This is a genomic window from Faecalibacterium sp. i25-0019-C1 (assembly GCF_042854225.1).
Taxonomy (GTDB): Bacteria; Bacillota; Clostridia; order Oscillospirales; family Ruminococcaceae; genus Faecalibacterium; species Faecalibacterium taiwanense.
This window is the reverse complement of sequence record NZ_AP031428.1, coordinates 718,694-742,572: the sequence shown is the minus strand read 5'-3', so window position 1 is coordinate 742,572 and position 23,879 is coordinate 718,694. Positions and strand designations below refer to the sequence as shown.

22 protein-coding genes are annotated in these 23,879 nt (G+C 58.7%); 8 read left to right on the top strand and 14 right to left on the bottom strand.

Annotated features, from left to right (window positions below; genetic code table 11):
• Positions 1 to 160: 160 nt before the first annotated feature.
• Positions 161 to 1,930, bottom strand: a complete 1,770-nt coding sequence (locus ACGHUK_RS03610) for a bifunctional homocysteine S-methyltransferase/methylenetetrahydrofolate reductase (RefSeq protein ID WP_390575012.1) — start codon at positions 1,928 to 1,930, stop codon at positions 161 to 163.
• A gap of 151 nt (positions 1,931 to 2,081) precedes the next feature.
• Here ACGHUK_RS03610 and ACGHUK_RS03605 point away from each other — a divergent pair, with 151 nt between their 5' ends.
• The 5 genes from ACGHUK_RS03605 (at position 2,082) to ACGHUK_RS03585 (ending at position 6,736) form a co-directional block, all read left to right on the top strand.
• Positions 2,082 to 2,687, top strand: coding sequence for a GNAT family N-acetyltransferase (locus tag ACGHUK_RS03605; protein WP_371287819.1), 606 nt, complete (start codon positions 2,082 to 2,084; stop codon positions 2,685 to 2,687).
• Positions 2,684 to 3,949: a GTPase HflX gene (hflX, locus tag ACGHUK_RS03600; protein ID WP_005945458.1), complete on the top strand. Its 1,266-nt coding sequence runs from the start codon at positions 2,684 to 2,686 to the stop codon at positions 3,947 to 3,949. The genes ACGHUK_RS03605 and hflX overlap by 4 nt, the downstream gene beginning before the upstream one ends.
• Positions 3,950 to 4,481: 532 nt before the next feature.
• On the top strand, positions 4,482 to 4,922 hold the full coding sequence (locus ACGHUK_RS03595; RefSeq protein ID WP_005945452.1) for an Lrp/AsnC family transcriptional regulator: 441 nt from the start codon (positions 4,482 to 4,484) through the stop codon (positions 4,920 to 4,922).
• Between the two features lie 151 nt (positions 4,923 to 5,073).
• Positions 5,074 to 5,631, top strand: a complete 558-nt coding sequence (locus ACGHUK_RS03590) for a DUF4358 domain-containing protein (protein WP_154261153.1) — start codon at positions 5,074 to 5,076, stop codon at positions 5,629 to 5,631.
• A gap of 103 nt (positions 5,632 to 5,734) precedes the next feature.
• Entirely contained in the window at positions 5,735 to 6,736 is a 1,002-nt protein-coding gene (locus ACGHUK_RS03585) for a glycosyltransferase family 2 protein (protein ID WP_005945443.1), read from the top strand.
• Positions 6,737 to 6,787: 51 nt separating this feature from the next.
• Here the strand turns inward: ACGHUK_RS03585 and ACGHUK_RS03580 are convergent, their stop codons facing one another.
• Entirely contained in the window at positions 6,788 to 7,702 is a 915-nt protein-coding gene (locus ACGHUK_RS03580) for a hypothetical protein (protein ID WP_005945439.1), read from the bottom strand.
• A gap of 107 nt (positions 7,703 to 7,809) precedes the next feature.
• Positions 7,810 to 8,151, bottom strand: a complete 342-nt coding sequence (locus tag ACGHUK_RS03575) for an arsenate reductase family protein (protein WP_005945436.1) — start codon at positions 8,149 to 8,151, stop codon at positions 7,810 to 7,812.
• 115 nt (positions 8,152 to 8,266) lie between these two features.
• Here ACGHUK_RS03575 and ACGHUK_RS03570 point away from each other — a divergent pair, with 115 nt between their 5' ends.
• The 3 genes from ACGHUK_RS03570 (at position 8,267) to tsaD (ending at position 12,159) form a co-directional block, all read left to right on the top strand.
• Positions 8,267 to 8,455: a ferredoxin gene (locus ACGHUK_RS03570; RefSeq protein ID WP_005945433.1), complete on the top strand. Its 189-nt coding sequence runs from the start codon at positions 8,267 to 8,269 to the stop codon at positions 8,453 to 8,455.
• A 119-nt stretch (positions 8,456 to 8,574) separates the two neighbouring features.
• The gene (gene polA / locus ACGHUK_RS03565; protein ID WP_390575008.1) at positions 8,575 to 11,148 is read left to right on the top strand and encodes a DNA polymerase I; all 2,574 of its coding nucleotides are present in this window, start codon (positions 8,575 to 8,577) and stop codon (positions 11,146 to 11,148) included.
• Between the two features lie 3 nt (positions 11,149 to 11,151).
• Positions 11,152 to 12,159, top strand: a complete 1,008-nt coding sequence (tsaD, locus tag ACGHUK_RS03560; protein ID WP_390575005.1) for a tRNA (adenosine(37)-N6)-threonylcarbamoyltransferase complex transferase subunit TsaD — start codon at positions 11,152 to 11,154, stop codon at positions 12,157 to 12,159.
• A 53-nt stretch (positions 12,160 to 12,212) separates the two neighbouring features.
• On the opposite strand, the gene ribF is transcribed toward tsaD, so the two are convergent.
• The 11 genes from ribF to ACGHUK_RS03505 all read right to left on the bottom strand — a co-directional run bounded on the left by ribF (position 12,213) and on the right by ACGHUK_RS03505 (position 23,697).
• Complete coding sequence (gene ribF, locus ACGHUK_RS03555) at positions 12,213 to 13,130, bottom strand: riboflavin biosynthesis protein RibF (protein ID WP_120079721.1); 918 nt, start codon at positions 13,128 to 13,130, stop codon at positions 12,213 to 12,215.
• Positions 13,131 to 13,147: 17 nt separating this feature from the next.
• Positions 13,148 to 14,032, bottom strand: coding sequence for a tRNA pseudouridine(55) synthase TruB (gene truB, locus ACGHUK_RS03550; RefSeq protein ID WP_349138195.1), 885 nt, complete (start codon positions 14,030 to 14,032; stop codon positions 13,148 to 13,150).
• A complete protein-coding gene (locus ACGHUK_RS03545) occupies positions 14,033 to 15,022 on the bottom strand; it encodes a bifunctional oligoribonuclease/PAP phosphatase NrnA (protein WP_120079717.1) in 990 nt (329 codons plus the stop codon).
• 17 nt (positions 15,023 to 15,039) lie between these two features.
• Positions 15,040 to 15,432, bottom strand: a complete 393-nt coding sequence (gene rbfA, locus ACGHUK_RS03540; protein WP_005945412.1) for a 30S ribosome-binding factor RbfA — start codon at positions 15,430 to 15,432, stop codon at positions 15,040 to 15,042.
• A gap of 169 nt (positions 15,433 to 15,601) precedes the next feature.
• Positions 15,602 to 18,070 (bottom strand): translation initiation factor IF-2, encoded by a 2,469-nt coding sequence (gene infB, locus ACGHUK_RS03535; protein WP_097776638.1) that lies wholly within the window; start codon positions 18,068 to 18,070, stop codon positions 15,602 to 15,604.
• Complete coding sequence (locus ACGHUK_RS03530; protein WP_005945406.1) at positions 18,067 to 18,444, bottom strand: hypothetical protein; 378 nt, start codon at positions 18,442 to 18,444, stop codon at positions 18,067 to 18,069. Before ACGHUK_RS03530 ends, infB begins: the two co-directional genes overlap by 4 nt.
• Positions 18,428 to 18,727 carry an RNase P modulator RnpM gene (rnpM, locus tag ACGHUK_RS03525; protein WP_005945403.1) on the bottom strand — a complete coding sequence of 100 codons (300 nt, stop codon included), beginning with the start codon at positions 18,725 to 18,727 and terminating at the stop codon, positions 18,428 to 18,430. The genes ACGHUK_RS03530 and rnpM overlap by 17 nt, the downstream gene beginning before the upstream one ends.
• A 33-nt stretch (positions 18,728 to 18,760) precedes the next feature.
• Positions 18,761 to 19,867: a transcription termination factor NusA gene (nusA, locus tag ACGHUK_RS03520; RefSeq protein WP_097773881.1), complete on the bottom strand. Its 1,107-nt coding sequence runs from the start codon at positions 19,865 to 19,867 to the stop codon at positions 18,761 to 18,763.
• Between the two features lie 37 nt (positions 19,868 to 19,904).
• The gene (gene rimP / locus ACGHUK_RS03515; RefSeq protein WP_005945397.1) at positions 19,905 to 20,390 is read right to left on the bottom strand and encodes a ribosome maturation factor RimP; all 486 of its coding nucleotides are present in this window, start codon (positions 20,388 to 20,390) and stop codon (positions 19,905 to 19,907) included.
• A 137-nt stretch (positions 20,391 to 20,527) separates the two neighbouring features.
• Positions 20,528 to 21,769, bottom strand: coding sequence for an aminopeptidase (locus tag ACGHUK_RS03510; protein WP_207699036.1), 1,242 nt, complete (start codon positions 21,767 to 21,769; stop codon positions 20,528 to 20,530).
• A 506-nt stretch (positions 21,770 to 22,275) separates the two neighbouring features.
• Positions 22,276 to 23,697 carry a glycine--tRNA ligase gene (locus tag ACGHUK_RS03505; protein WP_097773884.1) on the bottom strand — a complete coding sequence of 474 codons (1,422 nt, stop codon included), beginning with the start codon at positions 23,695 to 23,697 and terminating at the stop codon, positions 22,276 to 22,278.
• Positions 23,698 to 23,879 lie beyond the last annotated feature (182 nt).

Genomic DNA, 23,879 nt, shown 5'->3' with positions numbered 1-23,879 from the left:
GTCAATTACTTTTTCTTCAAAAGAATTTATCCCGATGCATCTTACGGTTTGGGCCTTATTCGTGAAAGCGCGTTTGGAGTGGCCCACAGGCCACGACAAACGCAAATATAAAAAATATTTTTTCCGCTATCAATGGCCAGAGCAAACGCATCGGCCATTTTCAATCCGCGATTCCTTCATCCTTCAGCCTTGCAATGAGCCGCTCCATCAGGGCGATGCGGTTGAAGGGGGTCATCAGGTAAAAGCCGTCTGCATAGGGCGCTGCGGCCTGCGCGGCCTTCACCGAGACTTCCAGCCCCAGCTCTTCGCCCTGCGCACGGTCCAGCCCGGCAAAGCGCTCGATGATCTCAGCATCCACATGGATGCCGTTGACCTCGTTCTCCATAAAGACGGCGTTGCGCTGGCTCACCACCGGCATGATACCGGCCAGAATTTTCGCCTTTTCGCCCAGTGTTTCGCGGGTCTTTTTCAGGTTCACCACCGGCTGGGTAAGGAAGCCGCTCATGCCATTTTGCAGCTTTTCCTGTGCGCGGCGCAGCTCCACATCAAAGTTGCGGGCGTTCAGGTTCAGCGCACCGAACACGGTGAGGGGCGAGGGCATCTCCCGGCCCTCGCCTGCCAGCGAGACGATGTACTGCGCCAGCTTGCGGGAGTTGAACTGGTACACGTTTTTCACCTCGTCCCGCTCCGCGGTGGGGATGGGGTCGCCGGTGATGGCCAGCACCTCCCGCACGCCCTCGGCGTACAGGCCCAGCAGCAGGGCCTTTGTGGCGTTCAGATTGCGGTCGCGGCAGGTCATGTGGGGCAGCACGTTCAGCCCCAGCTCCCGGTGCACCCGGCAGGCCACCAGCGAAGAATCCATCCGTGCCCGGGCAATGGGACAGTCCGCAATGGTCAAAAGATCTGCACCAGCAGCCTGCAGGCGGCGTGCACCGTCCAGATAGCCGGTCAGGTCGGCATCCTTGGGGCTGTCCAGCTCAATGGCGATCACCTTTTTGCCCGCGTTCAGCTTGCGCAGGAAGGCATCGTCTTTTTCCACCTCCGGCTTTGCGGCAGTGGAGACTGCTGCTGCCGGGGCTGCAGGCAGTGTTTCCGGCAAGGCATCCAGTGCCGCACGCAGGGCCGCAATGTGGGCAGGCGTAGTGCCGCAGCAGCCGCCCAGAATGCGCACACCCTCGGCAGCAAGGCGGGCCAGCTCCCGTGCAAAATATTCCGGCCTGCCCTGATACTGCACCCGGGTGCGTGTGACCACCGGGTAGCCCGCGTTGGGCATCACTGCAAGCGGCAGCTTTGTCTCGCCAAGCTGCTGCACCAGCGCACGCATGGCACCGGGAGCAGAAACGCAGTTCAGGCCCACAGCATCCACTGCACCGCAGGCAGTCATGCTGCGCACAAGCTCTGCGCAGTGACGGCCCTCGCGAGTGTAGCCGTCCGGCAGCACTGCAAAGGACACCAGCACAAAGGCATCCGGCACTGCTTCTTTGATCTGCCGCGCGGCTTCGGCCACACCGGCATCGCTGCTCAGCGTCTCAAACAAAAAGTTCTTTGCACCCAATGCGGCAAACCGCTCGGCAAGGGCCGTATAGATCTGTGCCGCCGGGAGTGCCTCGGTGTCCGGGGCCGGGCCAAGATCGGCAAACACGGCAGCGCTGGTCTTTGCAGCGGCCTGTGCAGCCAGTTTCCAGCCTTCGTCCGCCATGGCCTCCCACATGGGGTTCTGCGCTGCTGCCATGCGCGGCAGGCCGAAGGTGTTGGTCTTGATAGCATCGGCACCCGCTTCCAGATACGCGCGGTGCACGGTCAAAATGCCGTCCGGGTCCAGCAGGTTTGCCTGCTCACATTCCTGCCCGGGCTTTGCCTTATAATATGTACCCATGCCGCCATCGAACAGCAGCGGGCGCTTTTTTAAAATTTCACGCACATCCTTCATGAGGGAGTTCTCCTTTTTCCTACAAAAACGCTTGGCTTTCAGTTTAATGCACAAATGCCGTCCGGTCAAGCGTTTTTTCACGGCGGCGCTTGCAGGAACGCAAAATTTGTGCTATCCTATGCATACTTTATAAAGTGGGGAGGTGTGTGCCATGCGCCATGCCGGAACGCAAACGCTTGAGACCGACCGGCTTTTCCTGCGCCAGCTTCTGCCCGAGGATGCCGAGCAGATGTATACGAACTGGGCATCCGACCCGGAAGTGACCCGCTTTCTGCGGTGGGAGCCGCATAAAAACGCGCTGGAGACCGTAGGTCTGCTGGCGGCATGGGCCACCCTTTACCCGAACCCGGACTACTACCAGTGGGCCATTGTGGAAAAGGCTTCCGGGCAGGTGTTTGGCAGCATCAGCATCTTCAATGCTCTGCTCGGTGACCCGGCACAGAAAGCGCTCTGGCCGCAGCAGGACTGCACAGACGGCATCTGGGAAGCAGGCTACTGCATCGGGAAGCACTGGTGGAACCATGGTTTTGCAACCGAAGCTTTAAAAGCAGCAGTAACCTACTGGTTTGAGAATACAGACGGCGGCTGGCTCACCTGCTGCCACGCAAAAGAGAACCCTGCCAGCGGCCGGGTAATGGAAAAAGCCGGTTTTGTGTACCACCACGACACCGTTGATCACAAGTTTGACGGCACACCGGTGGAGTGCAGAAGCTATCTGCTGACAAGAGAACGATATAACAGAAAGGACTTACTTTGAGCGAACTTTACGATATTTTGGTAGAAACACCCCCGACGAAGGTCATTCTGCTGGCGCTGGATCAGGGCCTGTGGGACTGCGAGCGCAGCCTTGCAGAGCTTTCCGCCCTGTGCGAAGCAAACCACATGGAAGCCGTGGCACAGGTGACCCAGAAGCGCCAGACCCCGGAGACCGGCATCGTGCTGGGCAGCGGCAAGCTGGAGGAAGCATCCCTTGCCGCCGAAACGCTGGGCGCGGAATGCGCCGTATTTGACGGTGAACTGACCGGCAGCCAGATCCGCAACATCTCCAATGCGCTGGGCGGACTGGAAGTGATCGACCGCACCATGCTGATCCTTGAAATTTTCCGCAGCCGCGCCGTCACCAACGAGGGCAAGCTGCAGACCGAACTGGCCCTTCTGCGCTACCGCCTGCCCCGTCTGCAGGGCATGGGCGAAGCGCTCAGCCGTCAGGGCGGCGGTGGCGGCGGCGGCGGTGGTGCCCGCCGCGGTGCCGGTGAGACCAAGCTGGAACTGGACCGCCGTCATGTGCATGCCCGCATCGATGCGCTGGCTGAAAAGCTGGCCGAAATGGAAAAGCGCCGGGGCGAGAGCCGCAAGGCCCGTGCCAAGACCGGGATGCCGGTGGTCAGCCTTGTAGGCTATACCAACGTGGGCAAATCCAGCCTGATGAATGCTCTGTGCGGCCCCAGCGTAGCCGAAGCGGACATGCTGTTCGCCACACTGGACCCCACCAGCCGCAAGCTGATACTGCCCAGCGGCATGGCGGTGCTGCTGGTGGACACGGTGGGCTTTGTGTCCCGCCTGCCCCACAATCTGGTGGAAGCCTTCAAGTCCACGCTGGAAGAAGCGGCATGGTCGGACGTGATCATCCGTGTGGCAGACGCAGGCGATGAACAGCGGGAAGAGCAGCTGGCCGTCACGGATGAGGTTCTGGACGGGCTGGACTGTGCGGACATCCCCCGCCTGACCGTCTACAACAAGTGCGATAAGCCGGGTGCCATGAGCTTTGACCCGGACATCCTGCTCACCAGTGCCAAGACCGGCTACGGTCTGGACACCCTGCTGGCAAAGCTGGACGAGGTGCTCAGCGACCGGGTGCACACCTTAAAGGTGCTGCTGCCCTACGATAAACTGGGCCTTGCCGCCCCCATGCGGGAGCGCGGCAGCGTGCAGGTGGAGGAATACCGGGAGGACGGGCTGTATCTGGAGGGCATCGTCAAGACGGAAGACCTGCACTGCTTTGAAGGGTATCTGGTCTGATAGGCGTACACGATCTAAATCGCCTCCGCTGTGCTCCGGCTATCATCAGCAGAATAATATTTTGAGATAGAACAAGCCCGGAAAGTCTGCGGACTTTCCGGGCTTGCATTTTCACGGGCGGGGTCGCAGCCGAAAGCAGCTGCTCTATGGGTCGAGTACATTGTCTGCCACTGCTTTTTTCAAAAAGAAAAAATCCCCAACAAACACAAAAACCCGCCTGGCAGCGGGCTTTTGTGTATAGAGGGGTGGGAAAGTATATAAAGTGGTGAATCTCAAATTCAAAGCGGCAGACGCTTTCTGTGCTGCGCTGCCTTGCATGATGTATTATACCCCTTTTTGTTTTCTTGTCAAACAAAATTTTCCGGTTTTGCTTTAAATTAAGTCTTTACTTTTTCGATAAAACTTTATATAATTAACGCAAAGCAAAGCAAAAGCAAAATTTTTTGGCTTTTGTATGTTTGCACCAACAATAAAACTTTACTTTCAAAAAATTTTATACAATCCAACATATTTTCAAAAAGGAGTATTCCCCATGGATGATCTGGATCGTAAGATTCTCTCCCTGCTGGCAAAGAACGCACGGATGCCGGTCAAGGAGATCGCCGAGCAGGTATCGCTGACCAGTCCTGCTGTTTCCAGCCGCATTCACAAGCTGGAAACGGATGGCATCATCAGCGGCTACACCGTCACCCTGAACCGTCCCGCTGACCGGATGTATGTGGATGCCCTCATCAGCCTTTCGGTAGCACCTTCCAAGCAGGATGCCTTTCTGGAGCTGCTGCAAAGCAGCAAGGAAGTGCTGCAGTGCTACCACGTCACGGGTGCATACACCTTCCTTGTCAAGGTGAGCTGCGGCAGCATGCCCCAGCTGGAACACCTGATCCTGCAGTTCCAGAAGCTGGGCACCACCAGCACCCAGATCATCCTTTCCACGCCGGTGAACCACGGCGAGCTGGATGCCCTTATGCTGTAACGCTGTTCATAAAATGGTTACGTTTGCGGTGCAATTCTGCCGGGGTGTTCTTTCGTATTATGGATAGCAGGCGCAAAACAGCACACAATAGCTTCAAAACCGCTGCGCCCGCTTTCACACGAAGATTTTCACACACGAAAGGACTTCATTTATGAAACGTATCATTGCTTCCCTGCTTGCCGGTCTGTGCCTGCTTGCTCTGGTGGGCTGCTCTGCCGGCAGCAAGGCCGACTCTTCCGCCCCGAAGGACTACTCCCAGATCATCCACGATGCCCGCACCGACGAGGACAACGAATACGATATGATCTTTACCAAAGGTGAGGACGGCAAATTCACCGCCATCGACGGCTACAGCGCCGAGTATGAGGCCGACCAGCTGAATGACGAGCTGAAAGACATCGTGTTCCCCCTGCTGGGCCTTGAGGACGGCAGCTACGAGAGCTTTGCCGCCTCTGTTTCCTCCATGATGGTGCGCAGCTACGCCGTTGCCATCGTAAAGCCAGCCGAGGGCAAGACCGATGCCGTGAAAGCCGCACTGGAAGCCTATGTGCAGAGTGAGCAGCAGTCCATGGAGCACTATCTTGAGGATCAGTATCTGGTCGCCAAGGCGGCCACCGTCACCGTAGCTCCCACCGGTGAGGTGGTTCTGGTGTGCGCCGAGGATCACGACACCATTCTTTCCAACATCGAGAAAGCCCTTGCCGCATAATTTTTGCCCTGCCGAAGCCGCATCCTGCCGGGATGCGGTTTCTTTTTGTGTGCAGATATGCTATACTGTTCCCGTGAACTTGCACTGAAATACAGGAGTATTTATGTATAAAGCGACTATCGTGATCCCGAATATCAACGGCAAGGGCTGGCTGAAGGATTCTATCGAGTCGGTCTATGCCCAGACCGAACAGAACTTCCGGCTCATTGTGGTGGACAACGGTTCCACCGACGAAAGCCTTGAGCAGGCCCGCAGCTATTGCAGCCGCGAAAATTTCACCCTCATCGAAAACGGCACCAATACCGGCTTTTCCCATGCAGTGAATCAGGGCATTGCGCTGGCGGACAGTGAATATGTGGTGCTGTTCAACAACGATGCCTTTGCCGAACCCCAGTGGCTGGAAGAGCTGATCCGCACCGCTGAGACCGACCCGAAAATCTTTGCAGTGCAGAGCCTGATGATCCGACACTTTGACCGGGAGCTGGCCGACGATGCCGGCGATTATGTCACCTGGATGGGCTTTGCCTGCAAGACCGGCGATGGCCGCCGCGCCAGCCGCTATACCCGGCAAAAGCGCATCTTCTCGGCCTGCGGCGGTGCGGCGCTCTACCGCAAGAGCATTCTGGACGAGATCGGCAATTTTGACGAGAACTTCTTTGCCTACTTTGAGGATGTGGACCTGAGCTGGCGCGCCAACAATGCAGGCTATAAAAACCTGCTCTGCCCCACCGCCAAGTGCTACCACATCTGCGGTGCCAGCACCGGCGCGGTGAAGTACAACGCCTTCAAAAGCCAGCAGAGCGGCCGCAACAGCATCCTGCTGCCCCTCAAGAACGAACCGCTGCTGATGCTGATTTTAAACTTCATCCCGCTGGCCGTGGGCTACCTGCTCAAGTGCTACAAGTTCCACAAACAGGGCTTTGGCGAGGCATGGGACAAGGGGATGCACGAAGCCTTTGCCCTGCTGAAAAGCGGCAGGCTGGGCAAGCGGCCTTTCCGCCTGAAGGATCTGCCCAACTACATCCTGATGGAGCTGTGGATGATCTGGAACATGGTGCCGTACCTGTGGTACCGACTGGTGATCGTAAAATTTGACCTCAAATAAAAAATACCGGATACGAAGCATCTGCCTTGTATCCGGTATTTTTGTTTTGTATTATGCCGCCGGGCTGGCTGTGCTTTCGTCCGCCTGTGCCTCGGTGCTGTCGGCGGGCTGTTCCTCCGCCTGTGTATCCACGCCCTCGTCTGCAGCGGTGCTGTCTGCCTCAGCCGAAGCAGAATCCGAACCGGCTGCTGCAAGAATGGCATCCTGCACATCGCTTTCTGCCATGGGTTCCGGCACATTCGCGGCCGGTGTGCTTTCCGTGCTCTCGGCCTTGGTCTCACTCTCGGTCAGGCCGGTGAGATACCAGCTGCCGCTCTGGCGCTCGAACAGATAATCCATGTACTTGGTGGGCGTATCCGAAGAAACATTGATGATGCTGTCGTCCGTGCTGGTGGTGGGAATATAGCCCACGGTCACATGCAGCTTGCCGCTGCGCTTGAACAGCTTGGTGACGACTGCGCGGTAGTAGCCCACCGTGCCGGTGACCGGAATCTTATAGCACTGGGTGGCATCGTCAAACTCGATGGTCATATCCTCCATCTCAAAGCTGCGGTGGGTCAGCTTGAAGCCGGGGCCAAGCAGCTTTGCAAGGTAGGCATCCACATCCAGCGAGGGCAGCAGCAGCTGTTCGGTGTCGGGGTCGGTATTGTAGTTGTCAAAGCCGCCCTGCGTTTCCTGAATATTATAGATGCAGCCCCACACCGCAGCTTCGCGCAGAGTCAGGTCGTCGATGTTCTCAATGCCGTCAAATGGCATGGGGTCAAACAGCACAAGCCCTTCCAGCTTATCTTCATATTCCTGCTTTTGGGCGGTATCATCGAACAGGTTCGCCACCGCGCCCACACCGGCCCGCAGCACGGTAACAAAGCCCACGATCACCAGAATGGCAACCAGAAGGCCCAGTGCCTGCCGCCCGCGGCGGCGCTGCATCCGGGCATGTTCTTCAGGGGTAATATAATGTTTCATAGTTGTTTTATCTCCCAGGGTTCTCAAATGCTACAGTGTCCAGTATACCACATACCGGCCCATTGTGCAAAACTATGCCCGTGGTTTTTTTGTGAAAAGCGCATTCCTTATTCCCATGTCTTCCACACATCGGGCTGGTAGCCCACGGTGGCCTTGCGGCCATTGCGTACAATAGGCGTTAAAAACAGCTGCTGGTTCTCAAACAGCTTGTCCTCCTTCTGCCAGTCCACCAGTGCGTCCAGAAGTGCAAGGGTCTGCTTGTCCTTCGCATTGGGGTCCACCAGCTTTTCCCAGCCGCCAAGAGCGCGGGCCACGTTCTCGAACTCGCCGCGGCTCATCTCTTTTTCCTTGAGGTCGATCATCTGGAACTTGATGCCGCGCTCCTTGAAATAGCGCTGGGCCTTTTTGGTATCAAAGCACTTGCTTGTGCCAAAGATCTGAATATTCATGGTCTGTACCCTCCTGAATTTTTATTGTACCACATCCTGTGCCCTCTGCATAGGCATAATTCGCAGCCGGATGGGCCATACTGCCCGCAGGGCATTATCAGAAGGAGGTTTTTCTATGAACGCATATGTTGACCCTGATCTGTGCATTGGCTGCACCCAGTGTGCCGGGCTTTGCCCCGCCGTATTCCAGATGGAAGGCACGCTGGCCGTGGCCCAGCCCGGGCCGATCCCACCGGAGGAGGTGCCGCAGGCTGTGGACGCAGCCAACGCCTGCCCGGTAAGCGCGATCCGCATCGAGGAGTAAGAGGGAAGGCCGTCAACCATGTTGGCGGCTTTCTCTCTTTTTTACGCAAAAATCCCCCGCTGGGCACGGTTTTGTGGTATAATGCAGAATGTGTAATAATGCAATGGAGGAACACGACTATGCGTTTACTTGTCATTGACGGCAACAGCATTGCCAACCGTGCTTTTTTTGGCATCAAGCTGCTGACCACCAAGGACGGACGATACACCAACGCCATCTATGGCTTTCTGAATATCCTGCTCTCCCTGCTTAAGGAGTGCGAACCCGACGAGGTGGCTGTTGCCTTTGACCTGAAGGCTCCCACCTTCCGCCACAAAATGTACGATGGCTACAAGGCCACCCGCCATGGCATGCCCGAAGAGCTGGCCCAGCAGATGCCGGTGCTCAAGGAACTTCTGGCAGACCTCGGCTACCGCACCGTCACCGCCGAAGGCTGGGAAGCGGATGATATCCTTGGCACGCTGGCCGCTGCCTGCGCCGCCCGGAAGGACGACTGCTTCCTTGCTACGGGAGACCGGGACAGCCTGCAGCTGGTCAGTGACACCACCACTGTGCTGCTTGCCGCCACTGTCATGGGACGCAGCAAGACGGTGACGATGGACGTGGACGCCATTCAGGAAAAATACGGCATCCAGCCCAGACAGCTCATTGAGGTGAAGAGCCTGATGGGCGATGCTTCGGATAATATTCCGGGCGTGAAGGGCATTGGTGAAAAGACCGCCCTGACCCTTGTGCAGAACTTTGGCACGCTGGAAGGCGTGTACGAGCACATCGACGATAAGCTCATCAAGCCCAAACAGCGGGAACATTTGCTGGAATGCCGCGAGATGGCCCAGCTGAGCCACACCCTTGGCACCATCCGCACCGATGCACCCATCGACACGGCCGAGGGTACCTATGCCGTGGGCGAGGGCAACAAAGCCGAGGCCGTGCGCCTTTTGCAGGAATTGGAGATTCACTCTCTGATTCCTCGCTTTGGGCTGGACGGCATTGCACCTGCCGCCCCAGAAGAAGAGGACGGCATCGAGCTGGCTGAAGCAGGGCTGGAAGCTCTGCCGCTGACCCCTTCCGGCACCTATCTGGTGGCATCGCGCCCGGCCGTGATGGGCAAGCAGGGCACCCGCAACGTGGTGCTGCAGCCGGAGAGCTGGTACGCCGTGCAGGACTGCACCGTTTACCCGCTGGAGAATGCCGACCTTATGCGCCTGCTGGACAACGCAGACGTAACGCTGGAAGTGTTCAACGCAGCGTCCCTCTATGCCAAGGCCATGGCCGCAGGCGGCTGGGGCAGCAGCATCGTGTGGGATGGCAAGCTTGCCGCCTACCTGCTGGACGCTTCTGCTTCCAAGTATCAGATCAGCGAGCTGACCGCCAGCTACCGCGCCGCTGCTGCCTTTACCTGTGCCGATTACCCGGATGCAGGCCGCCTTGCAGACCTGTTCTGCAAGATGAAGGCCGAGATCACTGCCTGCGGAGAGGACAGCCTTTACAATGAGATCGAGTTCCCGCTGGCACAGGTGCTGGCCGATATGACCCGCACCGGTGTGCTGGTGGACAAAGACGGCATCGAGCAGTTCGGCGTAAAGCTGCGCACTGAGCTGGAGCAGGTGCTCACCCGCATCCACATGGAGACCGGCAGCGCCAGCTTCAACCCCAACAGCCCCAAGCAGTTGGGCGAAATGCTGTTTGACACCATGGGCCTGCCCCACGGCAAAAAGACCCAGCGCGGCTGGTCCACCGATGCCGAAACGTTGGAAAGCCTGCGGGATTACCCGCTGGTGGAGGACATTCTGCAGTACCGCGCCTACCAGAAGCTGAACTCCACCTACGTGGAGGGCCTGCTCAAGGTGATCGGCGAGGACGGCCGCATCCACTCCACCTTCAACCAGACCGAGGCCCGCACCGGACGGCTCTCCTCCGACAACCCCAACCTGCAGAACATCCCCATCCGCACCGAGCTGGGAAGTCAACTGCGCGCCTACTTTGTGGCAAAGCCGGGCTGTGTGCTGGTGGATGCCGACTACAGCCAGATCGAGCTGCGCATTCTGGCCCACATTACCGGTGATGAGCACATGCAGCAGGCATTTTTGAACGGTGAGGACATCCACCGCAGCACCGCCGCAAAAATTTACGGCATCCCGCAGGAAGAGGTCACCTCCCGTCTGCGCTCTTCTGCCAAGGCCATCAACTTTGGCATCATGTACGGCAAGGGTGCTTACAGCCTTGCCAAAGACATCGGCGTGACCGTGAAGGAAGCAGACGCCTTCCTCAAGAACTATCTGGCCGCCTTCCCCAAGGTGAGCGGCTACATGGACAAGACCATCGCGGACGCCAAGGCCGTGGGCTATGTATCCACCCTGTTCGGCCGCCGCCGCGCCTTGCCGGAACTTTCCAGCTCCAACTTCAATGTCCGCTCCAGCGGCGAGCGGATGGCCCGCAACACCCCCATTCAGGGCACTGCGGCAGACGTCATCAAGCTGGCCATGGTGCGGGTATGGAAGCGGCTGCGGGACGAAAAGATGGAAAGCCGCCTGATCCTGACCGTCCACGATGAACTGATCGTGGAAGCACCGCAGGCTGAAGCCGAAAAGGCTGCGCAGATCCTGCGGGAGGAAATGGAAGGCTGCGTGCAGTATGCCGTGCCCCTGAGCACCGATGTGCACGCAGGCAAAAACTGGCTGGAGGCCCACTAAAACATGATTATTTTGGGAATTGAATCCACCTGCGACGAGACCGCCGCAGCTCTGGTGGAGGATGGCCGGCACCTGCTGAGCAACGTCATTTCCACCAGCGTCAAAGAACAGGCTCTTTACGGCGGCGTTGTGCCGGAGATCGCCAGCCGCCGCCACTGCGAATTTATCAGTGCTACGGTCAAAAAAGCCCTGCTGGATGCAGGCAAGGCCATCGACGATGTGGATGCCGTGGCCGTCACCTTTGCGCCGGGCCTCATCGGTGCAGTGCTGGTGGGCGTGAATTTTGCCAAGGGTCTGGCCTACTCGGCCAATAAGCCTTTGGTGCCGGTGCACCACCTGCGCGGACACATTGCCGCACTGTATCTCACCCACCCGGAGCTGAAGCCGCCCTTCCTCTGCCTTGTGGCATCCGGCGGCCACAGCCACATTGTGGAGGTGCAGGACTACACTCACTACCACATCCTCGGCCACACGGTGGACGATGCCGCCGGTGAAGCCTTTGACAAAGTGGCCCGCACGCTGGGTCTGCCCTATCCCGGCGGCCCCAGCGTGGCCAATGCCGCCAAGACCGGCAACCCCAAGGCCTATCGCCTGCCGGTGCCCCATGTGGACGGCAAGTACAACGTGAGCTTTTCCGGCCTGAAAACCGCCGTGCTCAATGAGGTGAACAAGGCCCAGATGAAGGGCGAAGAAATCAATGTGCCCGACCTTGCCGCCAGCTTTCAGGACCGCATTGCGGGCATTCTGGCCGAAAAGCTGCTGCTGGCCGCAGCGGACACCGGCGCAAAGCAGGTGTGTCTGGCAGGCGGCGTTGCCGCCAACGGACGGCTGCGCCAGCTGGTGAACGACGGTGCCCAGAAGCTGGGTGCAAAAGTTTATCTGCCGGAGCTGAAATTCTGCGGTGACAACGGCGCTATGATCGCGGCGCAGGGGTATTACCAGTACATTGCCGGGCACACTGCCGGGCTGGAGCTGAACGGCCTGCCCACTTTGCCCATCGACTACGAATAAGCAGTAAAAAAAGACCTGCCTTTCCGGGATCTCCGGAAGGACAGGTCTTTTTCTTATGCAAAATATTCCTGTGCACGCTTTGCAGCGTTGTTGATGCAGGCCCGCAGCTCGTCCAGCGTATCAAACTTTTTGCTGGGGCTGAGGTAGGCGTGGAACTCCACCACCGGGTCGGTGCCGTAGAGGTCGCCGGAAAAGCCCGGGATAAAGGTCTCGCAGGTCACCTTGGTGGCATCATCATTGACGGTAGGGCGGCTGCCAAGGCCGGTGGCCGAAGGATACCACACCCCGCCAATGTGGGTGCGGGTGATATAAATGCCGCTGCGGGGCAGCTGAAAGCCCTCGGGATACAGCTGGTTGATGGTGGGCACCCCCAGCGTGTGGCCCAGACCTGCACCGTGCTGCACCTCGAACCGGATGGCGTAGGGCATTCCCAGCATGGCGTTTGCTGCCGGGATGTCGCCGCCTTCCAGCGCGGTGCGGATGCGGGTGGAAGACACCGGCTTTTCCTCAAACTGCGCCATGGGCACCACGATCACCTCCACGCCCAACGGAGCGCAGAGGGTGCGCAGCAGCTCCGGGTTGCCGGCCGCTTTGGCACCAAAGGTAAAGTTTTCGCCGCAGACCAGCGCACGGGCATTGCAGTCCCGCACGATGCCCAGCACGAACTGCTCCGGGGTCAGGCCCTTGATCTCCTCAAAGTCCGGCGTGAGGTAATACTCCACGCCAAGGCTTGCGATCAGAGCATGCTTATCCGCTGTGGAAAGCAGGCGCTTGCCCTTCATCTTATTCACCATCGGCAGCTTGAAGGTAAACACCGCCGGGGCGGCATCGTGTTCTTTGGCCCACTGCACGGCGCTTTCGATCACCGCACGGTGGCCGATGTGGATGCCGTCAAAAAAGCCCATTGCCACTGCGGTGCCTTTTTCCGGCTGCGCCAGCGGCAGCGGTGCAAATTGTGAAATGATCTGCATGGGTTTTGTTTCCTTTTTCAATTACGTTCTACGAACAGTTTTTCCACCCGCAGCACACCCTGTACGATATTGGCAAGGCCCAAAAACTGTCCGGCGGCATTGCGCACCCGGTAGCGGCCATCTGCTGCCGGATACCGGCTGGTGGGGCAGCCGTTGTACAAATGCTGTTCCACCCAAGGCTCCACCACCAGCAGCGGTAGGCTTTCAAACACGCTCTCCACCGGCAGCATCAGCGCTTCCAGTGCGTCCATGCCCTGCTCTTTTGCGGCAAGAATTTCCTCCAGCGTGTGAGCATCGGCTTCGGTGTACACGCCCGCCGAGGTGCGGCGCAGTGCGCTCATGGTGCCCTTCTGGCCCATGGCGGCGGCAATGTCTTCCAGCAATGTGCGGATATAGGTGCCCTTGGAGCACGTTACATCCAGCACATACTCATTTTCGGCAGGGCTGCCGCCGTAGGTGATGCTGCAAATTTCAATGGGGCGCGCCTTGCGCTCCACGGTCACGCCCTCACGGGCCAGCTTATACAGCGGCTGACCGTTCAGCTTGATGGCCGAGTACATGGGCGGCACCTGCATCTGCGGGCCGATGAATTGTGGCAGCACGGCCAGCAGTTCCCCTTCGCCCGCCGTGACCGGAGCCGTTTCCAGCACAGTGCCGGTCACATCGCCGGTGTCGGTGCGCGCGCCCAGTTTTAAAACCGCACGGTAGCTTTTATCGTGGTTCAGCTGCAGGTCCACTGCCTTGCTGGCACCGCCGCAGAACACCGGCAGCACGCCGGTGGCCATGGGGTCCAGCGTGCCGCTGTGGCCCAGCTTGCGGGTGCCCAGCACGCCGCGCAGCTTTGCCACCACATCAAAGCTGGTCCAGTCCATGGGCTTGTCAACGATCAGGATGCCCTGCATTTATGCTTCCTCCTGCGGTGCGTCCAGCTCGGCTTCCACCTCTGCCAGAATTGCATTTTTTGCGTTTTCCAGATTGCCCAGCAGCTCACAGCCTGCAGCGCGGCTGTGACCGCCTCCGCCCAGACGCCGAGCGATGGCGCAGGCATCCACGCCCTTTGCGGTGCGCACGCTGATACGGTAGCTACCGCCGGGCTGCTGCCGCAGAGTCAGGCCCACCTTTACGCCCTCAATGCTCACAGGCAGGCTGGTCAGTTCTTCCAGATCGGCCGGGTCCACCCCGCTCTGCTCGATCTCGTCCCGGGTGAGGTAGATGAGCGCGCACCGGCCATCCAGATAGTATTCCAGATGGTTGCGGGCAATGCGCTCGGCCTCCATGCGCTCACGGGGCTTGGTATCGAACAGCAGGGTGTTCAGCTCTTCCACATGACAGCCCGCCTCAATGAGCTTTGCCGCCACGATGTGGGTGTTTGCCGTGGTGGAAGAGAACCGGAAGCAGCCGGTGTCGGTTGCAAGGCCGGTGTAAAGGCAGTCTGCAATGTGCGGCGTAATGGCAACGCCCATGGCGTTGATCACCTCGTACAGCAGCTCTGCCGCCGCTGCGGCGCTGCCATTGAGCAGGGTGAAGTCGGCATAGCCGCTGTTGCCTGCGTGGTGGTCGATGCACAGGTCCACATGGCGCGAGAACTGCGTCATACCGTTGTTTTCTCCAAACAGCTGCACGCTGGCGACATCCACCGCTACCACCGTCTGCGGCTCAAACTCACCTTTGAACATATGTGCGTTGGTAAACGCATACCGGTTGGGAATGGCATCGGAGCAAAGCACTGCCACATTTTTATCCAGTGCTTTCAGTGCACAATACAGCGCGCTGCCGCAGCCAATGGTATCGCCATCCGGGTTTTTGTGACACAGAATCAAAATGTTGTCCGCCGTCATCAGGCGCTGGGCCATCTGCTGCACATTCAACTGTTCTGTCATTCCATGATCCATCCTTTCCGCAGGCGGAATTATTCTTCGGTCTCCTCCGGTGCGCTGGCTTCGGTGTCAGCGTCGCCGTTCACGTTCAGCGTGCGGAGCAGCTCGTTGATGTGGGCTGCATAGGCGGCACCGTCATCCTCTACGAAGATGAAGCGGGGAGCCTTGCGGATGTGCATTTTCTTGCTCACTTCAGTGCGCACATGGCCTGCCGCGCGGTTCAGTGCCTCGATGGCGGGCTTTGGGCCGTCCTCGCGGCCCATCACGCTCACATACACCTTGGCCACATCCAGATCAGGGGTCACATCCAGACGGGTGACGGTGAGCAGGCCGCCCTCCAGACGCGGGTCCTTCAGCCTGCCGATGATGGCAATGATCTCGCGCTTCATATCCTGCGCCAGACGGCCCATATTCTTCTGAGACATAGTATTTCTCCCTATAAAAGAAAACCCTCTCAGCCTCGCTTCGCTCGGCAGCTCTCCCGAGAGGCGAGCTTTTTGCGTGGATACGGCAAACGTTCCGTTTCTCTGCAAACCTCCCACCTCGGGGGAGGTGGCATTGCGCCAGCAATGACGGAGAGGGTTATTTCAGATCTTAATCGCGGTACTCTTCCATCTTGAAGGCTTCGTACACGTCGCCTTCCTTAACGTCGGCAAACTTTGCCAGAGTAACGCCGCACTCGTAGCCCTCGGCCACTTCCTTGGCATCATCCTTGAAGCGCTTCAGGGATGCGATCTCGTCCTCGGTGATCACGATGCCGTCACGCACCACGCGCACCTTGCTGTCGCGGGTGATCTTGCCGCTGGTCACGCGGCAGCCTGCAACGGTGCCCACATTGGAGATCTTGTACACCTGACGGACCTGCAGCTCGCCCAGAGACACCTCGCGGAACTTGGGAGCCAGCATGCCCTTCATAGCGTCGGTGACATCGTTGATGGCATCATAGATGACGCGGTACATACGCATTTCCACCTTGGTGGCAGCAGCTTCTTCCTTGGCCACATTGTCCGGGCGGACGTTGAAGCCGATGATGATGGCGTTGGAGGCATCGGCCAGATCCACGTCGGACTTGCTGATGGCACCGACACCGGCATGGATGACACGCACGCGCACCTCTTCGTTAGAGATCTTCTCCAGACTCTGCTTCACAGCCTCGGCAGAGCCCTGCACATCGGCCTTGACCACGATGGCCAGTTCCTTCATGTCGTTCTGAGCCATCTGGCTGAACAGGTTATCCAGCGTGACCTTCTGGAAGGAGGAGAACTGCTTTTCCTTGGCGGCAGCAACGCGCTGTTCGGCCAGCTCACGGGCCAGACGCTCGTCCTCAACAGCCTCGAACAGGTCGCCTGCTTCCGGCACTGCGGTCAGGCCGGTGATCTCCACAGGGGTAGAGGGGCCGGCATCGCTCAGCAGCTGGCCCTTGTCGCTGCGCATGGTGCGCACGCGGCCCACAGCGGTACCGGCAATGATCACATCGCCGGAGTGCAGGGTGCCGTTCTGCACCAGAATGGTGGCAATGGGGCCCTGGCCCTTGTCCAGACGGGCCTCGACGACCGCACCCTTGGCGCGGCGGTTGGGGTTTGCCTTCAGCTCCATGACCTCAGCTTCCAGAGCAATGCGCTCCAGCAGGTCGTTGATACCCATGCCGGTCAGGGCAGACACCGGGATGCAGGCCACATCGCCGCCCCAGTCTTCGGTGATGATGCCGTACTTGGTCAGGCCTTCCATCACGCGCTCGGGGTTTGCGGTGGGCTTATCCATCTTGTTCATTGCCACGATAATCTTGACATTTGCAGCCTTGGCGTGGTTGATGGACTCGATGGTCTGGGGCATGATGCCGTCGTCGGCAGCAACCACCAGAACTGCAATATCGGTCATGTTGGCACCGCGGGCACGCATGGAGGTGAACGCCTCGTGGCCCGGGGTATCCAGGAAGGTGATGAGGCTGTCGTTGACCTTGACCTGATATGCACCGATGGCCTGCGTGATGCCGCCGGCCTCGCCTGCGGTAACGTTGGTCTTGCGGATGGCATCCAGAATACTGGTCTTGCCGTGGTCAACGTGGCCCATGACGCAGACCACCGGGGGACGCTCCACCAGGTCCTCCTGCGAATCCTCTTCCTGCGTGAACAGGCGCTCCTCGATGGTCACATGCACCTCGTGCTCGACCTTTGCGTGGAACTCCTCTGCCAGCAGAGAAGCGGTATCGAAATCGATCACGTCGTTGATGGCGTGCATCTCACCCATCTGCATGAACTTGGCAATGACCTTGCCGGCCTGCTGCTTCAGGCGGGCAGCCAGCTCGCCCACGGTGATCTCGTCGGGGATCATCACCTTCAGCTGTGCGCTGCGGGCCTTTTCCAGCTGGATGCGCTGCAGACGCTCGAACTCGGTCTCGCGCTTACCCTTCTGGAACTGCTGGCGCTGGCGCTGACCGCGCTGGGTGAACTTTTGCTTGTTGCCCTGCGGGGTGGGCTTGCGGCGGTTCTCGGTGTTCTTGGTGGAAGCCAGATCATCGTAACGGGCATCGAAGCGGTCCACGTTCATATCCACAGTGCGGGTATCCACGGTGACCTGATTGTCCTCGCGGCGCACGGACACAGCCTGTGCCGGAGCAGCGGATGCCTTGGCACCGGTCTCACGAGCCAGTTCGCTGAGAGAAACGGTCTTTTCCTCGCGCTTCTTGTGCTGCTCGTTCTTCTTTTCGTTATGCTTATTGCCGTTCTTATCCTGCTGGGCAGGCTCTGCCTTTTTGGCGGCAGGCTGCTCCGGCTTCTTTTCCGCCTTGGGAGCTTCGGGCTTTTTCTCGGCCTTCTTCTCGGCCTTCTTCTCAGTGGGCTTCGGCTCTTCCTTTGCGGCCTTGGCGCTGTTCAGGAATTCGTCCAGATTTGCCACGCTGTTATCCTTGCTGAACTTTTCCAGCAGGTAGTTCAGCTCGTTCTCTTCCAGATTGGAGCTGTTCTTCTTGCCGGTGCTGCCCATGGCGTTCAGCTCATCCAGGACCTTCTTGGCGGAAAGGTTCAGGTCCTTTGCAAAATCACTCACTTTATATTTTACGATCATTCGGTCATATCCTCCTCATTTTTGATTGCTCCGCAGTCCGACAGGCGGTCAAAGCAGAGCTTTGCGAGGTTGCGGTCAGTCACCGCGTAAACAGCCACAGGCTTGCGGCTGATATCGGCCAGTTTATCCTGCGTAAGCGGCATGGTGATCACATCCACCAGATCGCCCACAGAATAGTCGAGGCGCTGCACGGTCTTGGCGCTGGCATCGCTTGCCACCATCACCAGCCATGCCTTGCTCTTGACGCAGGCATCTTCCACGGCATCAAAGCCCATGGTCAGTGCGCCCGCCTTACGGCACAGGCTCAGCGCCTGAAACAGCGCTTCCTCCGGCGGCAGCTTGGGCTTTGCGGGGGTGTTATTCTTCTTTGCCATTTGCTGCTGCCTCCTTTGCGGCTTCGGCCAGCTGTGCGGCCAGAGCCTCGTAAACTTCGGCGGGAACCGGCTGCTCAAAGCAGCGCTCCAGCGCCTTTTTCTTTTTTGCCTTGGTCAGGCAGTCGGGGTTCGGGCAGAGATATGCGCCGCGGCCCGGCTTTTTGCCGACCAGATCAATGCTGATCTCTCCGCTGGGTGCACGCACCACACGCACCAGCTCCTTTTTGGGGCGGCTGGTCATGCAGCCGATGCACTGGCGGGAAGGGATCTTTTTCTGTGCCATCCGGTTTCCCTCCTTTGGCCATCTGCGCCAGAATTACTCGGTGTCGGTCTCGGCTTCCTTCTTCGGCTCTTCCTCGCCATAATAGCCGCTCTCGGGGCGGATATCAATGTTGTAGCCGGTCAGGCGTGCGCACAGGCGTGCGTTCTGGCCCTTGTTGCCAATGGCAAGGCTCAGCTGCTGGTCGGGCACGGTCACACGGCAGGAACGGGTCTCGCCGGGCAGCAGTTCCACCTTGACCACCTTGGCCGGGCTGAGTGCTGCGGAGATGAACTCGGAGATATCCTCGCTCCACTTCACAATGTCGATCTTTTCGCCGCCCAGCTTTTCCACAACAGCAGCTACACGGGCACCGTGCTCGCCGATGCAGGCGGAAACAGGGTTCACGTTGGGGTCCTTGCTCCAAACAGCCATCTTGGTGCGGGCACCAGCCTCGCGGCTGATGGCCTTGACCTCCACAGTGCCGTCAAAAATTTCGGGCACTTCCAGCTCAAACAGGCGCTTGACAAGGCCGGGGTGGGTGCGGCTGATCATAACGCGGGGGCCGCGCTCAGTGCTGACCACGTCCACAACGTAGACCTGCAGGGTCTGGCCCTCGGTGTACACCTCGCCGGGCACCTGCTCGTTGTGGGGCAGGATAGCCTCGCCGCCCTTGCCCAGATCCAGAGCAACGATGCCCTTCTCCGGGTCCACGCGGGTAACGGTGGCCTGCACGATGTCGTGTGCACGGGACTGGATCTCGCTCAGCTGCTGGCTGCGCTCAGCCTCGCGGATGCCCTGACGGATCACATGCTTTGCGGTCTGGGCTGCAATGCGGCCGAAGTCCTTGGTCTTGAGGGGGGTCACGATGCGGTCGCCCACTTCGTAGCTCTTGCGGATCTTCTGTGCCTCGGTAATGCCGATCTCAGAGTGCTCGTCGTACCAGTCCTCGTCGGCCACAACGTCCTGGATCAGGGCCACATCAAAGCGGCCTGCGGCGGGGTCGATATCCACCTTCACGTGGTCCTCTTCCACCTCATAGTTCTTCTTGACGGCAATGATGATCGCAGCCTTGATCTTTTCGATCAGGTATTCTGCGGTGATGCCGCGCTCGTGCTCCAGCATGGAGAGAGCTTCAAAAAATTCATTGTTCGCTGCTGCCATTTTTCGGGTTCCTCCTGTAATTTACTCTCTATCTATGTTAGTCAAACAGGTCTTCATCGTCGCACAGGTTCACGCTGGATGCGGCGTTCACCTCAAAGGTGACAGCGCCCGCATCGGTGTTCACCGTAACGGTGCTGCCCTCGCGGCCTGTCAGGATACCGGAAAACTCACGCACGCCGTCTGCATTCGGGCGGATGAGCTTTACCCGGATCTTCTGGCCCTTGAGGGCTTCATAGTGCTCCGGGCGGGTCAGCTTACGGCCAAGGCCGGGGCTGCCCACTTCCAGATAATAGCTCTGGTCGATGGGGTCTGCCTCGTCAAGGATGGGGTCCAGCGCATGGGAAACATCCGCGCAGGTGTCGGTATCCATGGTGCCGTCCTTGTCGATGAGCACGCGAAGATACCAGTCTGGACCTTCCTTTTCAAAAACCACATCCCACAGGCGCAGGCCCATGCCCTCCACGGTGGGGCGGACAAGCGCTTCGACTCTCTGGGCGGTGTTGCCGCCAGACTGCTTCGCCATAAAAAACCTCCAAACAAACAAGAAACGCGGACCTTGCGGCCCACGTTTCAGGTTAAACTATATCGTACTACTAGAATATACCATACATCCCGCGATTATGCAAGCATTTTCGCAGATTTTTTTCGCCGCAGGGTCTTTTACAGCACCCACACGCCGTCCCGGAACAGCTCCACGGTGCGGCCATCGCGGCATTTGCCGGTGATATGGCTGTCCTCTGCACCGATCATCACATCCTCATGCAGGCGGGACTGGTTCATGCCGCGGGCCAGCAGCTCTTCCTTCGTCAGCGCCGTGCCGCCCTTCGTGGTGCCGGGGTAGCTGGCACCAAAAGCGATGTGGCAGGCGGCATTTTCGTCAAACAACGTGCTGTAGAACAGCTTGCCGCTGCGGTTGATGGGGCTGCTTGCCGGCACCAGTGCCACTTCGCCAATGCTGCGGGAGCCTTCGTCGCCGTCCAGCAGACGGCCCAGCAGCACCTGCCCCTGCTCGGCGTGGTAGTCCACAACCTGGCCCTTCTCAAAGGTGACACGGAAGTTCTTGATGAGCTGGCCGTTGAACACATAGGGCTTTGTGCCGTAGACGATGCCCTCTACCCTGTCCTTGTGGGGCGCAGTGAACACTTCCTCCGTGGGGATGTTGGGCAGGAACACCACGCCCTTTTCGCTCTTGCTGGCGGCGCTTTCCCACACAGCCTGATCCGCAAGACCCACGGTCAGGTCCGTGCCATTGCTGCTCTCAAAATGCACGCTTTCCAAGTCCAGCGCGTTCATTTTATCCCGCAGAGTGCTGAGCCGCTCCATATGGGCCTGCCACTCGTTCACCGGGTCGCCACCAGTGACCCGGCACACGTCAAAGATCAGCTTCCACAAAGCCTCCATTGCGGCATCCGCGTCCAGCTCCGGGAAGACCTTCTTTGCCCACGGCACACTGGGCAGGGCCGCAATGGACCACTGCACCCGGTCGTTCATGGTGTACTCCTGCCACTCCTCCATAAAGGCGCGGCGGGCGGCATTCACCCGGCTGATCTTATTGCCGTCAATGCCCGCATACAGCTCCGGGTCGTCCGCAATGAGATGCAGTACACACACGCCGCCCTCGCTTTCAGCATAGTCAAGATAGCGGCGCAGCTGCCATGGCTTGAGGTCGGTCAGGGCCTCCTCGCTGCCCAGCTCCATGCGGGCACGGGCCACAGCGTCATCGCTCCAGTTCACCTGCACATCCCGGGCACCGGCTTCGTAGGCACTGCGCACGCACAGCCGCGCCAGCGGCGCGCCCTCCAGCGGGCAGTTGATGATGAGGGTCTGTCCGGGCTGTGGGTTCACCCCCACCCGGACGATGAAATCGGCATATTTTTTCAGCAGTTCGTCAAAGTTTTCCACGGTAGAACCTCCTGCGGTGTAAAAATCATATTTTTCTGTTTTTCAGTATACCCGGTACAAGCCGTTCTGTCCAGTAAAAAGAAAACAGACACCTCCCGCTGTTGAAAAAGCAGGAAACGTCTGTTATACTGTCTTTTGAGAGTGCTGTCTACATACGGCAGGCGGTCTATGCCTTTTCGGCCCTGCGTCGGGAAGGCGAACATTTTTGTCGTACCCCGACGCTTTGCAGCGAAGGGGGTGATGCTTCATGACGCTTTTAGAAACTCTGGCTCTGCTCACATTGCTTGCAACCGTGAGCTTTGGCATTTTCGATATCGCGTGGAAGATCTTCAATAACAAAAAATGACCGCCCTCAGCGTCCAAACCTGAGCGGTCATCTTTTGATTATCGCGCCGGAAAGGTACTGACCGTTTGCCAGACAGCACTTTCTTTATTTGTATTATAGCACAGCCCCGCCGAAATTGCAACGGCGGGGCTGTTTTTTATCGCCTGAAAGCGAAATTTTCTCAGAACTCGATCTTGCTCTCGATATAAGCTTTCAGCTCGGAGATGGGCATACGCACCTGCTCCATGGTGTCGCGGTCACGGACGGTGACGCAGTTGTCGGCAGCAATGCCCTTGGCCTCGTCGCCCACGGTGTCAAAGTCCACGGTGATGCAGTACGGGGTGCCGATCTCGTCCTCGCGGCGGTAACGCTTGCCGATGGAACCGGTATCGTCGTAATCCACCATGAAGTACTTGCTCAGCTCGTTGCGGATCTCCATGGCCTTCTCGCCCAGCTTCTTGCTCAAGGGCAGCACAGCGCACTTGTAGGGAGCCAGAGCCGGATGCAGATGCAGCACGGTGCGGATATCCTCCTTGCCCTTGCTGTCGGTCAGGTGCTCCTCGTCGTATGCTTCGCACAGGAAAGCCAGAGCCACACGGTCACAGCCCAGAGACGGCTCAATGACGTAGGGGATGTAGTGCTCGTTGGTCTCGCTGTCGAAGTACTCCAGGCTCTTGCCGGAAGCTTCCTGATGGCGGGTCAGGTCGTAGTTGGTACGATCCGCGATGCCCCACAGCTCACCCCAGTCGGTGAACGGGAAGGCGTACTCGATATCGGTGGTAGCGCGGCTGTAGAAGGCCAGCTCTGCAGGCTCGTGGTCACGCAGGCGCAAGTGCTCCTTCTTGATGCCAAGGCTCAGCAGCCAGTTCTCGCAATAGTCCTTCCAGTAAGCGAACCATTCCAGATCGGTGCCGGGCTTGCAGAAGAACTCGCACTCCATCTGCTCGAACTCACGGGTGCGGAAGGTGAAGTTGCCCGGGGTGATCTCGTTGCGGAAAGCCTTGCCCACCTGGCACACGCCGAAGGGCAGCTTGCGGCGGGTGGTGCGCTGGATGTTGGCAAAGTTGACAAAGATGCCCTGTGCGGTCTCAGGACGCAGATAGCAGGTGGAAGAGCTGTCCTCAGTAACGCCGATGGCAGTCTTGAACATCAGGTTGAACTTGCGGATGGGGGTAAAATCGTGCTTGCCGCACACCGGGCACACGATGTCCTCATGCTCTGCGATGAAAGCATCCATCTCGTCAAAGCTCATGGCATCCACGTTCACCTCGGGGTGCTCCTCACCGATCAGCTTGTCGGCGCGGTGGCGTGCCTTGCAGGCGCGGCAGTCCAGCAGGGGGTCCGAGAAGCTGGAGACGTGGCCGGTGGTCACCCAGGTCTGAGGGTTCATGATGATGGCTGCATCCAGACCCACATTATAGGGGCTCTCCTGCACGAATTTCTTCAGCCATGCCTTTTTGACATTGTTCTTGAACTCGACGCCCAGCGGGCCGTAGTCCCAGCTGTTGGCCAGACCGCCGTAGATCTCGGAACCGGGGAACACATAACCACGGTTCTTGCAGAGATTGACGATCATATCAAGGGTCTTTTCGCTCTGTTCCATTGTAGTACATCCTTTCCGTCCGCGGCTGGTTTGCCGTGTCGTTGTTGTATCGTTCCGGCAGCTTTCCCCACTGCCGGGCGTGCTTTTCAAAGGGAAAGCACAGTATCTTTACTGTACCATGTTTTGCGCCGCTTGTAAAGCCGAAAACCGGCCTGCTTTGGGGAACAGACCGGTTTTTGCAC

Coding starts and splice junctions, on each gene's coding strand:
- ACGHUK_RS03605 (WP_371287819.1), top strand. CDS start 2,082: ATGCGCCATGCCGGAACGCAAACGCTTGAGACCGACCGGCTTTTCCTG.
- rimP (WP_005945397.1), bottom strand. CDS start 20,390: ATGGCGAAGCAGTCTGGCGGCAACACCGCCCAGAGAGTCGAAGCGCTT.
- ACGHUK_RS03505 (WP_097773884.1), bottom strand. CDS start 23,697: ATGGAACAGAGCGAAAAGACCCTTGATATGATCGTCAATCTCTGCAAG.
- polA (WP_390575008.1), top strand. CDS start 8,575: ATGCGTTTACTTGTCATTGACGGCAACAGCATTGCCAACCGTGCTTTT.
- rbfA (WP_005945412.1), bottom strand. CDS start 15,432: ATGTCTCAGAAGAATATGGGCCGTCTGGCGCAGGATATGAAGCGCGAG.
- ACGHUK_RS03595 (WP_005945452.1), top strand. CDS start 4,482: ATGGATGATCTGGATCGTAAGATTCTCTCCCTGCTGGCAAAGAACGCA.
- ACGHUK_RS03575 (WP_005945436.1), bottom strand. CDS start 8,151: ATGAATATTCAGATCTTTGGCACAAGCAAGTGCTTTGATACCAAAAAG.
- nusA (WP_097773881.1), bottom strand. CDS start 19,867: ATGGCAGCAGCGAACAATGAATTTTTTGAAGCTCTCTCCATGCTGGAG.
- rnpM (WP_005945403.1), bottom strand. CDS start 18,727: ATGGCACAGAAAAAGATCCCTTCCCGCCAGTGCATCGGCTGCATGACC.
- ACGHUK_RS03590 (WP_154261153.1), top strand. CDS start 5,074: ATGAAACGTATCATTGCTTCCCTGCTTGCCGGTCTGTGCCTGCTTGCT.
- ACGHUK_RS03585 (WP_005945443.1), top strand. CDS start 5,735: ATGTATAAAGCGACTATCGTGATCCCGAATATCAACGGCAAGGGCTGG.
- ACGHUK_RS03610 (WP_390575012.1), bottom strand. CDS start 1,930: ATGAAGGATGTGCGTGAAATTTTAAAAAAGCGCCCGCTGCTGTTCGAT.
- ACGHUK_RS03530 (WP_005945406.1), bottom strand. CDS start 18,444: ATGGCAAAGAAGAATAACACCCCCGCAAAGCCCAAGCTGCCGCCGGAG.
- ribF (WP_120079721.1), bottom strand. CDS start 13,130: ATGCAGATCATTTCACAATTTGCACCGCTGCCGCTGGCGCAGCCGGAA.
- ACGHUK_RS03570 (WP_005945433.1), top strand. CDS start 8,267: ATGAACGCATATGTTGACCCTGATCTGTGCATTGGCTGCACCCAGTGT.
- truB (WP_349138195.1), bottom strand. CDS start 14,032: ATGCAGGGCATCCTGATCGTTGACAAGCCCATGGACTGGACCAGCTTT.
- tsaD (WP_390575005.1), top strand. CDS start 11,152: ATGATTATTTTGGGAATTGAATCCACCTGCGACGAGACCGCCGCAGCT.
- ACGHUK_RS03545 (WP_120079717.1), bottom strand. CDS start 15,022: ATGGATCATGGAATGACAGAACAGTTGAATGTGCAGCAGATGGCCCAG.
- ACGHUK_RS03580 (WP_005945439.1), bottom strand. CDS start 7,702: ATGAAACATTATATTACCCCTGAAGAACATGCCCGGATGCAGCGCCGC.
- infB (WP_097776638.1), bottom strand. CDS start 18,070: ATGATCGTAAAATATAAAGTGAGTGATTTTGCAAAGGACCTGAACCTT.